The sequence below is a fragment of the Acinetobacter sp. ESL0695 genome, from assembly GCF_029392135.1.
Taxonomy (GTDB): Bacteria; Pseudomonadota; Gammaproteobacteria; order Pseudomonadales; family Moraxellaceae; genus Acinetobacter; species Acinetobacter pollinis.
Map to the genome: position 1 here is coordinate 527,762 of NZ_CP113932.1, position 12,680 is coordinate 540,441.

The 12,680-nt window shown below is 38.3% G+C and carries 8 protein-coding genes, 2 tRNA genes and 1 rRNA gene; 4 read left to right on the top strand and 7 right to left on the bottom strand.

Going from position 1 to position 12,680, the window contains the following annotated elements; all coding sequences use genetic code 11:
• Window positions 1-3 precede the first annotated feature (3 nt).
• Window positions 4-1,626: a phospholipase D family protein gene (locus OZX61_RS02475; RefSeq protein ID WP_277095614.1), complete on the bottom strand. Its 1,623-nt coding sequence runs from the start codon at window positions 1,624-1,626 to the stop codon at window positions 4-6.
• A 76-nt stretch (window positions 1,627-1,702) separates the two neighbouring features.
• Between OZX61_RS02475 and OZX61_RS02480 the strand changes: the two genes are divergently transcribed.
• On the top strand, window positions 1,703-2,713 hold the full coding sequence (locus tag OZX61_RS02480; RefSeq protein WP_277095222.1) for a metallophosphoesterase: 1,011 nt from the start codon (window positions 1,703-1,705) through the stop codon (window positions 2,711-2,713).
• A 197-nt stretch (window positions 2,714-2,910) separates the two neighbouring features.
• On the opposite strand, the gene polA is transcribed toward OZX61_RS02480, so the two are convergent.
• The 6 genes from polA to OZX61_RS02510 form a co-directional block, all read right to left on the bottom strand.
• Window positions 2,911-5,673: a DNA polymerase I gene (gene polA / locus OZX61_RS02485; protein WP_277095223.1), complete on the bottom strand. Its 2,763-nt coding sequence runs from the start codon at window positions 5,671-5,673 to the stop codon at window positions 2,911-2,913.
• Window positions 5,674-5,736: 63 nt separating this feature from the next.
• Entirely contained in the window at window positions 5,737-6,618 is an 882-nt protein-coding gene (locus OZX61_RS02490; RefSeq protein ID WP_195772929.1) for a mechanosensitive ion channel family protein, read from the bottom strand.
• An 8-nt stretch (window positions 6,619-6,626) separates the two neighbouring features.
• Window positions 6,627-7,448: a hypothetical protein gene (locus OZX61_RS02495; protein WP_277095224.1), complete on the bottom strand. Its 822-nt coding sequence runs from the start codon at window positions 7,446-7,448 to the stop codon at window positions 6,627-6,629.
• A 262-nt stretch (window positions 7,449-7,710) separates the two neighbouring features.
• The gene (gene gigB, locus OZX61_RS02500) at window positions 7,711-8,214 is read right to left on the bottom strand and encodes an anti-anti-sigma factor GigB (RefSeq protein ID WP_195772931.1); all 504 of its coding nucleotides are present in this window, start codon (window positions 8,212-8,214) and stop codon (window positions 7,711-7,713) included.
• A gap of 117 nt (window positions 8,215-8,331) precedes the next feature.
• The gene (gene gigA / locus OZX61_RS02505; protein WP_195772932.1) at window positions 8,332-9,300 is read right to left on the bottom strand and encodes an RsbU family protein phosphatase GigA; all 969 of its coding nucleotides are present in this window, start codon (window positions 9,298-9,300) and stop codon (window positions 8,332-8,334) included.
• A gap of 107 nt (window positions 9,301-9,407) precedes the next feature.
• Window positions 9,408-10,247 carry a VacJ family lipoprotein gene (locus tag OZX61_RS02510; protein ID WP_195772933.1) on the bottom strand — a complete coding sequence of 280 codons (840 nt, stop codon included), beginning with the start codon at window positions 10,245-10,247 and terminating at the stop codon, window positions 9,408-9,410.
• Window positions 10,248-10,807: 560 nt separating this feature from the next.
• Here OZX61_RS02510 and OZX61_RS02515 point away from each other — a divergent pair.
• From OZX61_RS02515 to OZX61_RS02525, 3 genes are all read left to right on the top strand, one after another.
• Window positions 10,808-12,342 (top strand): 16S ribosomal RNA (locus OZX61_RS02515).
• A 59-nt stretch (window positions 12,343-12,401) separates the two neighbouring features.
• Window positions 12,402-12,478 (top strand) — tRNA-Ile (locus OZX61_RS02520).
• A gap of 41 nt (window positions 12,479-12,519) precedes the next feature.
• Window positions 12,520-12,595, top strand: a tRNA-Ala gene (locus OZX61_RS02525).
• Window positions 12,596-12,680: the final 85 nt, after the last annotated feature.

Sequence of the window (12,680 nt, forward strand, 5' to 3'; positions counted from 1 at the left end):
ATGTTACATCATTCCTTCTAGTGGCAACCATGAAATGAGTTGTAGACCATTGTGTTGCCACCACGTCATTTTTGGTTCTTTATCAAAAGTGACAGTGCCACCTGTAGAAAGTTTTTTCGTCCAAGTAATTTTATTATCTGGGGTAAGCTGTAATTGATAGCTATAAGCATCAATATTTTCCGATAATGTTTGATGAATTTCGTCGGCAAGCGCTGGGCTATTGAGAAGCACACCAATCTCCGAGTTCAGTTGACTTGAGCGTGGATCTAAATTGAAAGAGCCTATAAATACTTGATCATCAACAGCCATCATTTTTGCATGGAGGCTAGAACGACTTAAACTTTTTAAACTAATTTTAGCTTCTCTGGATAAATTCTTGGTGTAAGGTTTGAGTTCTTTATAGCTTAATGTAGGTAAAAACTCATAAAGCTGTACGCCGTTTTTTAATAGAGCTTCTCTATACTTAGAATAAAATGCGTGAACGAGCCAAACGTCATTTGCTTTAAAAGAATTTGTCAGAATACGAACTTGAACTCCGTTATTAGAAAGTTGATTTAGAAAATCTGTTCCCTTTTTTTCTGGTACAAAATAAGCAGAAACAATATCTAAATGTTTTTTAGGCTGTTTTAGGTATTGGCTTAATTGTTGCTGTAAAAACTCATTTGGTTTTGCAGTTCCATGAATTTTACTCGGCGCATCACTCACTACATCTGCTTTTACCCAATCTAACCTCAAATCATGGTAAAGCCAATGATCAAATGCATCTGAATGGTTGGCTAAATTCAGATAATCTTGTACAGAAACACGTTTATAGTGTTCAGTAAGCTGTTTTTTTAAACTGTCATAACGCAGCAAATGCTGACGTGGGTTTACGAGTTGTCTAATTGGATAGGCATAACTGTCATTCCAATAGTCATCAAAAGAATGATTAATCTGATCTACAGACTGTCCAACCAATAAGATATCGATATCTGAAAACTGATAGTTATCACTGGTAAAATAGTATTGGTTACTCATATTGCGACCACCAATTAATGCAATTTGGTTATCTACAATAAAACTTTTAATATGCATACGCCGATTAATTCTTTTTAAGTCGAGTACCATATCTAGAGGTCTGAAATTACGATATTTATAAGGGTTGTAGAGTTTAACTTGAATATTTACATGTTGATCGAGCGCTAAAAAAATACCCTCCATTTTCTTAGCATTATTGTCATCTATAAGTAAGCGAACTTTAACACCACGGTCTGCAGCTTGAATAATATCGTATAATGCGAGTGCACCAATTTTGTCGTTATCCCAAATATAGTACTGAATATCTAAAGTTTTTTGAGCCTTATTAATAAGACTTAAGCGTGCAGCAATTGCTTCTAGTGGGTCAAACAGCACATGGTAGCCAGTGAGGCCTTGGTTTTGTTGTTTTAATGGTGTAATGAGGTGTGAAAGTGCAGTTTTTGAGGTATCGAAATCTGTACTATACGTGGGTTTCGGTGCATTTAATGGTGGAAGTGTGCTGCATCCATGAAGACCAAAGAGTATACCAAAACTAAGAGTTAAGACCCCATAGGCCTTAGTGTTTATGGCGTCCAAGTAAATTCGATATTTTTCTCTTTGTTTTGGCATAATGTTAATAGTTATCACGTGTGGATCGGTTCATGATAGCGATAAGCTCTTAAACTGAGCTGATCTGAGAGTATATATGTTGGATTCTAATTCAATTTTTAATTTTTTTTATATCATTTTTTTTATCGTTGCGTTGTGGGCGACGTTACAGTCATGGAAAAGTCAATCAAAAACAGAAACGATCCATCCCTTTAAAGCATTTATACACTTATTAATTTTCTATCAATCTTATCTTTTCATACCTTTTTTAGTCTTTATTTGTACGGCATATCTCTATGGCCGTGTTTCTGCGGTAACTGCTGGTATTTTAGGATTATTAAGTATTATTTTTATTTATGCTCGTTTTATTGAGCCGAATTGGTTACGTACAAAACATACCTCATATCAATTAGATAGCCAGCACCCTTTTTGCCAACCATTTAAAATTGCTTTAATTGCCGACTTACATATTGGTCTTTTTTCAGGACATGAGAAGCAATTGGAAACGATTGTTAAAATTATTAATAAAGAGCGTCCTGATATTGTCGTGGTGGCAGGCGACTGGACATATGAACCTGAAAATACACTTGCAGAGGAATTATCAATTCTTAAACAGATTGATGTACCTGTATATTCAGTGTTAGGTAACCATGATGAAGAATATCCAGGGCCACCCATTCAAGAGTTATTGAATCATGCATTAGAAAGTAATCATATTATGGATATTGAGGGAAAAATTGTTGAATTTGATCATTTTAGATTACTAGGTGTAGGGGACTTGTGGGCAGGTAAAACCGATATGTGTTTCATGCCAGATTTACCACAAGATAAACCATGGGTTATTGTTTCGCATAATCCAGATACTGTGGAAATGGTACCTAAGCTTCCAACTAAACCGCTTATGTTGGCGGGACATACACATGGTGGGCAGGTGGAGTTGCCTTGGTTAACCAGTTATATGATGAAAAAGGCTTCAATTATGGGCCATAAAAGAGGGCTTTATCATCATCTTCATGCAAATGTGTATGTAACTGTGGGAACAGGTATGGTTGGTGTACCTTTTCGGTTCCGTGTAAGACCGACAGTCGATATTATTGAGCTCACATAAAAAAAGATCTTTTCTTAAGTAGCTTAAGAAAAGATCTTGAAAGAATAACTTATTGACTGGAGGTATCTTCAACAAGTTACTTAAGTTCAAGGCTGAGCTTATAGTACCTAATCATAAATACTATATGTGTCATCCTAACACATTTGATAGTAGATGATTATTTGTGCAATATTTTGTTGCATAAAAGCCCTTTTTCCTTAGTGGGCTTCGTCCCAGTTTATACCTCGACCGACTTCAACATCTAGAGGGACAGACAGGGAAAGCACAGATGACATGACTTCTTGAATTTGAGGAATGAGCTGATCTGCATACTTCTCATCTGCCTCAAATACCAACTCATCGTGAACTTGTAGCAATAGTGATGCTTGCTCTTTTGGAATTTTTTTATCAACTTCAATCATTGCGAGTTTAATAATATCGGCTGCACTTCCTTGCAATGGGGCATTAATTGCTGCTCGTTCTGCTGCTTTTCTTACCATCATATTTCTTGCATTAATATCAGGTGTATATAGACGGCGACCTAAGACAGTTTCAACAAAACCTTGATCTAGAGCGACTTGTCTTGTGCTCTGCATATATTCGTAGATGCCAGGATAGCGTTGGAAATACTGTTTAATGTATTCACGAGATTCTTCACGTGTGAACCCAAGTTGACGAATTAGTCCAAACTCTGACATGCCATAAAGTAAACCAAAGTTCACGGCTTTAGCTTGACGACGTTGGTCAGATGTTACATCTTGTAAAGCAATTCCTAGAACTTCTGCTGCTGTACGTTGGTGAATGTCTTGTCCATGATTAAATGCATCAATGAGTGCTGCATCTTGTGAAAAGTGAGCCATAAGACGCAGCTCAATTTGTGAGTAATCGGCAGCAAGAATAATTTTACCTTGAGGTGCTATAAAAGCCTTACGAATTTGTCGTCCGATTTCTCCACGAATTGGAATATTTTGTAGATTTGGATCAGATGAAGAGAGACGGCCTGTTGCAGTATTGGCTTGATGATAGCTTGTATGTACTCGCATGGTATCAACGTTGGCTTGTTCAACCAAACGATCCGTATAGGTACTTTTCAGTTTAGCCAGACCACGATATTCTAAAATCATTTCAGCAATTGGATGCTCAAGTTTTTCTAATACACTTTCACTTGTGCTGTATTGACCTGAAGCAGTTTTCTTCCCACCTTTAACACCTAATTTATCAAAGATAATTTCACCTACTTGTTTAGGTGATGCAATGTTAAAAGATTCACCAGCAATTTCTGTGGCTTTTGCTTCTAGGGTTTGCATGGTTAGTGAGAATTCATCACTTAATTTGCCCAAGAAGGCTGGGTCAAGCTGAATGCCAATTTCTTCCATTTGAGTAAGTATTGAAGCAACTGGCATTTCTACGTTATGCAAGATGTTTAGCAGTTCTGGAGAGTCTTGTAGTTTTTCATTTAATACTTCATATAGACGGAAAGTTACGTGAGCATCCTCTGCAGCATAATGTCCAGCAACTGCAAGATCAATTTGGTTAAACGTTTTTTGTTTTGCACCTTTGCCAGCAATTTCTTCAAACGTTGTATTTAAGTGACTCAAATATAAACGTGCTACATCATCCATACCATGGCGTGTTGCTGTTGCATTTAAAACATAGGACGCTAGCATGGTATCGAAATACCAACCTTGAAGATGAATCCCATGATTTGAAAAAATATGTGCATCATACTTTAAATGATGTCCAATTTTTTGAATGTTGGGATTTTCAATAATGGGTTTAATCTGAGCTAGGATATCTTCTCTATTCAGCTGTATAGGTGCACCATCATAATCATGAACAAAAGGTACGTAATAAGCATCTTTTGCATCAAATGCAATTGAAAAGCCCACCATCTCTGCAAAACGATAGTCAAGGTGTGTTGTTTCTGTATCAATAGCGAATTTTTTAGCACTTTGCATTCGTTGAAATAGGTGATTCCAATCTTCACCATTTAATACAGTATGGTAAGTTGCTTGTCCTAACTGATCATCTTGACTGGTTGAGGTAGCTTCATCCATATTGTTTTGAACAGTATTGGCATCTTGTTGAATGACAGCCTGACTATTTTGTTTATAAACTTTACTATTCGGATTATTTGGATGATCGAGTGACTGTAGCTGATTACGAAACTCTAACTCGGTGTAGAGTTTACGTAACTCATCTGTATTTGGATGTTGGAGTTTAAGATCATCCCACTCTAAAGAAAGATCTAGATCACAAACAATACTCGCAAGCTGATGGTCAATTGCAATTGTATCTACATGTTCTTTGAGGTTTTTACCTACGCGACCTTTGATATTATCTACATTTTCTAAAATTCGACCCAAACAGTCATATTCATTTAATAATTTCGCTGCCGTTTTAGCACCAACACCTGGTACACCTAAGATACCATCTGAAGCATCGCCCATAAGTGTTAAATAGTCGATAATTTGATGAGGCCATACGCCAAATTTTTCGAATACGCCGTCTACATCAAGTACACGCTCTTTAAAGCTATCTTCCAGTTTTACGCGCTCATTAACAAGTTGTGCCATGTCTTTGTCGCCAGTAGAAATGAGGACATGGTGTCCTTCTTTTTCTGCGCGCTTGGTTAATGTACCAATGACATCGTCAGCTTCAGCACCAGGCAGGGAGTACAATGGTATTCCTAATGCACGAATTAATGCATGTAGATATGGAATTTGTTCAGATAAATCATCTGGCATTGCAGGGCGATCACCCTTATAAATTGGAGAGAGGAGATGTCTGAAAGTTGGCTCAGGTGTATCGAAAATTACGGCCATATGTGTTGGTTCTATACGGCGCATTAGTTTTTGAATCGCAGCAACTGCTCCTCGCACTGCATTGGTATGCAATCCAGTCGATGTCGTGAGAGGGGGAATAGCATGGTATGCTCGAAATAAAAAATAAGACCCATCAACCAAAACAAAAGGTGGCATCATCACTTCCTTAATAAAATCTTCTTATATTTTACGTGAAAATAAGAAACTATACAGGGTTCTCTATTGATCATCTCTGAAGTTTTTAGAAGAAGGTTTTAAATCTTCGTTTACAAAGTCCATTTTAGGTACAGGAATTTCAATATGATTGTCGATGAAACTGTTGCGAATGCGTTCTAAAATTTCATCTTTGACTTGTACATAATGTGACTGATGACACCATACGGTAAACGTTAATTCAATAGAGGACTCTGCAAACTCTGTTACGGCAACATGCGGTTTTGGATCATCTAAAATTAAGGTGTGATATTGTGCAGTTTGCGTAAGTACTCTTCTAACTTTGGAGAGATCTTCATGAAATGTCACTGGAAGCGTGACGGGAATTCGCCGAATCGGATACTTAGAAAGATTATAGACAGGAGTTCGAATCAGTTGCTCATTTGGAACACGAATATAAGTATTATCCATTGTGAGTAATTTTACTGAGAGTAGATCAATAGATATTACTTCACCCTCAATAATTTGGCCGCGCAGTAAAGACATTTGAATAACATCACCAATTTCAAATGAACCCTCTCCAATCAAGAAAAGTCCACTAATAAGGTTGGTTGCAGATGTTTGAGATGCAAAACCAAGGGCAACTGTTAATATACCTGCCGCACCTAAGAATACACTTACCTTAAAACCGGCTTCCTTTAATGCAGCGATAATAAAGAAAACAAAAATAGTATAAAAAATACCTCTTCGCCAGACCATTCTTTGATGTGCATTAAATCGTAAACCAATGGTGCGAATAAATGTATTGGAAATTAAACGTGCTGTGACGAATCCAATAAGACCTAAAATGGCAGCAATAAACAGCTCACCAATTCTATCTAAGTTAATTGCTGTAAAAATAGCTTTAAGGCTAAGTACAATATCTTGAGGGATCTGAGTTTTATCCATGAGATATCCTAAAAGAAAGAGTCGAACATATTGAATAAAACTCCACCAGGTGATCGTGGTGCATGCATATAAGTCACTTCTCCTGCACGGGGAGGTGTTCTATTTTCTATTTTAATACGAGGTGGTCGGTCGGATGAGTCATGAACTACTTTAATGTGTGATGTCCATAAACGGTTCGTACTTTCACTATAAAAAAGCGGTAAGGCCACCATAGGTACATTCATACGATCTAACCTTAATAGCTCATGACTTGTATTGTGAAACACAATTGGTGTCACTGCTCTAAATGCTTTAGGTTTTAATCTTTCGAGTTCGGTACGCCCATTTACTTCAGTTGCATAACATAATTCACCTGTTCTCGTGTCTGGACCAAACCACGTTTCTTTAGGCTGAATGACAGGAATATCAAAAAGTGACTCTTTATGTCCCTCAGAAAAACCAACGACCCATAAAGGCGTACTAATATACAGTAGCCCTTTTTGACCAGCAGGAATGTAAATGGGTTCAATTGGGCGTATAACCACGGAATGATCGGCCAATCTAGGCATTAATTGAAATTTATTTTGGGTTTTCCTAAACATGTAGCGTTCAACATGCGTGGGTTCGGGTAAAGGAAATTCTGGATCTAAAATTTCACCCCAACTTTGTTCGTCATCTTGCTGTCTTATAGGACGGTGATATTCCATACGCCATTCTTGTGCATGACGTGTAATACGTAGAAGCAACGATCCAAACTGCCAAGTACGTGCTTGGTTAAGTTCAAACTCATATTCACCCCACCAATGGATGTTTGGCGTCTCTACTTCAGCTTCATCTAAAATGACCGGCACAAGATTTCCTTTTAATTTTCTGAAGCCCATTTATTTGATCATAAAATATATTTTAGAAGAGTAGATATTGTTACATAACATGAATCAAAAAGAATGGTATTTATTTACAAAAATGAGAGCTTTCTATTTTTAATATATCTGAAAATTTAGTTTATTTTAAATCAAAATTTAGTATAGGTATTGAAATTAAATTGTTACGCCTACGACCATTAAAATGATCGTAGGAAGTGGGAGTAAGCTTTAGTAGAAAAAGAAAAACTGATTACACTTTTTCTTGCTCTTTTTCTTTTTCAAGTTGTTTTACAAGTGGTTCAAAAATATTGTGATTACTTTGGTTTAGTTTGCAGAGCGTTTTGTGGGCATCAAGGACAGTAGTTAACATTTTCTTTTGTGTGGTTTCTTCGTCTGGGAGAACTTTGGTACACACTTTTGTCTCTTCGCTACATGTTAAGATAGCAAAAACTTGACCTAGCCCCATGCTATTGGCAAGGGTTGTAATATCAGGATTCGTCGACAGCATGACACTTTGGATATTATGCATTTGCTTTAACTTTAACCCGAGTTTAGCCAAAATACCAAGCACAGTACTATCGATAAACGTAGTTTGGGTTAAATCTACGACTGCACTGACGATATTAGTAGACTGTTTTTCAATCTTACCCAATAACTTGTCTAGACTTATACAAGATTGCGCACGAACTTCGCCAATAATTTTAAAGAAGTGCGTACCATTCAAACTTGCATATTCAACATGACCTGTTGACATATATATGCCATTTCTTGAGAAGGATTAGTCAATTATCCCATAGCCCATTGTTATACTCAATAGGGCGGTCGACTAAAGTAAAAAGCTATAAAATTATCTTGCTGATTTACAATAACTTTATTTCTTGCGACGAATGCTTAATATTGCAATATCGTCTGCTACATGTTCTGGTGCTTGAAAGGTTTGATTCTTTAAATGTTCAATTAATTGGTGAAACTGATCATTCAAACCACCTTCAAAAGGTTCTAAAGCACCGTCAGAGCACACCATAAATCTTGCATTTTTTGATAAAGTACATTCGAATTCTTCTACTTCTAAATCTTCAGTTAAACCTAAAGGAAAGCTACTGGTATTTAGAATAATTGGTGGTTCATTTTCATTAAATAAAATTGCCGGAGGGTAATGTCCTGCACTCGACCAACGTAATTTATGTGTTTCAAAATTTAACACCCCTGTGATCATTGTAATGTGCTTTTCAATATTCTCTTGAACCAACATTCCATTGAGTTTTTTAATTAATGATCTTGGTTTTTTTGAACGTCCATGAAACGCAGCCATCCATGAAGTGAGTAAGCTACTGGCAACGCCGTGACCAGATACATCTGCTAAATAAAACATGACTTCTTGATCATTAATCTTCCAATAATCATACCAATCTCCTGAAAGATAGGCTGAAGGTTTGAAAAAAGATTCTATTTTATAGTTAGGTATTGAGATGTCATCGGGGAGAAGTTTTTTTTGTAATACAGCGGCGGAAGGAAGGTCTCGACTGTCTTGATTTCTCTTATATTGAGCATCAATCTTAATTAATTGTTTAATCGGATCTTTAGGAATCTTATGCCATACCCACCCAGCTAAAGCACCTGCTTGCCAGGCTTCTGCCAATGCAGACCCTTCATGCTCATAGGCAATCACAATCGTTGGAAAGCTCCAACGATAATTTAAAAAGTCTTGTACATCAGCAATAGCCAGAATATTCTCGTCATGTTGAGATATTTCATCAACATGAATCATCTGCACATCAGGCAGTGCATCAAGAACACTTTCTAAATGTGATACTGTGCGAGTAGGTTGTATAAAGTACATAATAAAGAAAATTATATGCCCAAATAATAATAAAAAAGATAGGTATTGTAGAAATATTATCTCTACATATTACCTATCATACAGACTCTATATAAAATTTATGCATCTTATTGAGCACTATTTGTATCACTGTCATCACTCACAAAAGAAACATCTTGGTCTGCTTTCCCTTGCTTTTCACTAATTAAGAATTTTTTACGCTGTAAGTAAAGATCTCTGATCGCTGCATATTTATCACCTTGCAGGGTACTATCTAATTGTAAAAGAGAACTTCTGGTATCAATTGCGCCAAGAACTGCATCTGACCAATAGAGTTGATCTGAATCTTCAAAAATATAACGTTGTAATTTAGCTTGTCGATCTGCTACAAGACCAATACCATCTCTTAAAGTACTCGGACCAAAAAATGGCAACATTAGATAAGGTCCAGATGGAACTCCGTAATAACCTAAAGTAGTTCCAAGACTTTCATCATTATTATTTAAGTTAAGTCGTGTTGCAGGATCTGCTAAACCTAAAGTGGTTAGTGAATTAAAAGCAAAACGGCCTAAGGTTTTTAAAGCAACCCACGGTTTCCATTGAATTGTCTGATTAACTGCATTCCAAGGCTCATTTAAGTTACTTCTAAACTGTGAATAAGAACCACGAACGGTTTCTGGTACTTTTAAACTATATTGAACAGCAACAGGACGTAAAAAGTGTGTATCTAGAAAATCATTAAATACATATACCTTACGATTAAAACCTTCAAAAGGGTCTTTTACATCATCTGGTTGAGCAGCATTTGCATCAACTTTTAATTTATTTGACAAATGATGAAGCTCTGTAGAGATATTCTTAGAATCTTCCACATGGGAAGACTGAATATTAGTTTCCGCTAAAGCAACTGAAGATGTTGTTATAGATATAAATAAAGATGTCCACAATTTATAAGATTTATGACGCATATATATTCCTGAACGATGCGATAAACATGGACGTAGTGTATAACAAGCCAAACAATCTTTGGGTAAAAACATAAAAGAGAATATAAAATAAACCAAAAAAGTTAAATTTGATTATTTAACGTTCTATTGACAAATAAAATAGAAATAAAATGGCTTAGGGGGTTGTGTTTGGAATTGATTGGTCTATAATGCGTATCCATCGGCGGTGATGTTGAAAGAAACTTCTTGATAAACAATAACTTAGTTGATTGGTTTGAGATTTAGTTCTTAGATTGATTGAGGTTAGAGTTTGATGAAGGGGATAAAAAACTTTCAGATTGCAGTTGACTTTCTTTAAAAAGAGAGTAATATAGCCGACCTAGCTTGCTGATGACGAATCAGTGATGCGAATCATTAATAGAATTGAAGAACAACTTGTGTGGATTTTTACTGAGTGATCACTGAATATATTTAAGATTCATTGATTAAAAGTAGAAATTTACTCGAAGATTTATTTGAGAGCGAATATTTTTGCTAGTGATTAATGAGCCAGATTGATTCCCTTAAGGAATTAATGATTTTAACTGAAGAGTTTGATCATGGCTCAGATTGAACGCTGGCGGCAGGCTTAACACATGCAAGTCGAGCGGGGAAGGTAGCTTGCTACTGGACCTAGCGGCGGACGGGTGAGTAATACTTAGGAATCTGCCTATTAGTGGGGGACAACGTTCCGAAAGGAGCGCTAATACCGCATACGCCCTACGGGGAAAGCAGGGGATCTTCGGACCTTGCGCTAATAGATGAGCCTAAGTCGGATTAGCTAGTTGGTGGGGTAAAGGCCTACCAAGGCGACGATCTGTAGCGGGTTTGAGAGGATGATCCGCCACACTGGGACTGAGACACGGCCCAGACTCCTACGGGAGGCAGCAGTGGGGAATATTGGACAATGGGCGCAAGCCTGATCCAGCCATGCCGCGTGTGTGAAGAAGGCCTTATGGTTGTAAAGCACTTTAAGCGAGGAGGAGGCTTACCTAGCTAATATCTAGGCTAAGTGGACGTTACTCGCAGAATAAGCACCGGCTAACTCTGTGCCAGCAGCCGCGGTAATACAGAGGGTGCAAGCGTTAATCGGAATTACTGGGCGTAAAGCGCGCGTAGGTGGCCATTTAAGTCAAATGTGAAATCCCCGAGCTTAACTTGGGAATTGCATTCGATACTGGATGGCTAGAGTATAGGAGAGGAAGGTAGAATTCCAGGTGTAGCGGTGAAATGCGTAGAGATCTGGAGGAATACCGATGGCGAAGGCAGCCTTCTGGCCTAATACTGACACTGAGGTGCGAAAGCATGGGGAGCAAACAGGATTAGATACCCTGGTAGTCCATGCCGTAAACGATGTCTACTAGCCGTTGGGTCCTTTGAGGACTTAGTGGCGCAGCTAACGCGATAAGTAGACCGCCTGGGGAGTACGGTCGCAAGACTAAAACTCAAATGAATTGACGGGGGCCCGCACAAGCGGTGGAGCATGTGGTTTAATTCGATGCAACGCGAAGAACCTTACCTGGCCTTGACATACTAAGAACTTTCTAGAGATAGATTGGTGCCTTCGGGAACTTAGATACAGGTGCTGCATGGCTGTCGTCAGCTCGTGTCGTGAGATGTTGGGTTAAGTCCCGCAACGAGCGCAACCCTTTTCCTTACTTGCCAGCATTTCGGATGGGAACTTTAAGGATACTGCCAGTGACAAACTGGAGGAAGGCGGGGACGACGTCAAGTCATCATGGCCCTTACGGCCAGGGCTACACACGTGCTACAATGGTCGGTACAGAGGGTTGCTACACAGCGATGTGATGCTAATCTCAAAAAGCCGATCGTAGTCCGGATTGGAGTCTGCAACTCGACTCCATGAAGTCGGAATCGCTAGTAATCGCGGATCAGAATGCCGCGGTGAATACGTTCCCGGGCCTTGTACACACCGCCCGTCACACCATGGGAGTTTGTTGCACCAGAAGTAGATAGTCTAACCCTCGGGAGGACGTTTACCACGGTGTGGCCAATGACTGGGGTGAAGTCGTAACAAGGTAGCCGTAGGGGAACCTGCGGCTGGATCACCTCCTTAACGAAAAGGTGAGACTTGGTAAGAATCCACAACAAGTTGTTCTTCGGTATATTATCTGAGGGTCTGTAGCTCAGTTGGTTAGAGCACACGCTTGATAAGCGTGGGGTCACAAGTTCAAGTCTTGTCAGACCCACCAAAGACGAAAGATAATGTACAATTCACAAATGATTTTAAGCTGGGGACTTAGCTTAGTTGGTAGAGCGCCTGCTTTGCACGCAGGAGGTCAGGAGTTCGACTCTCCTAGTCTCCACCATGATTTTAGTTCGATTGATATTTCAATTTAATTAAGATTAAGCTAATAAATAAGCAAACAGCTTATTTGCTTATAGAGCTTAGTA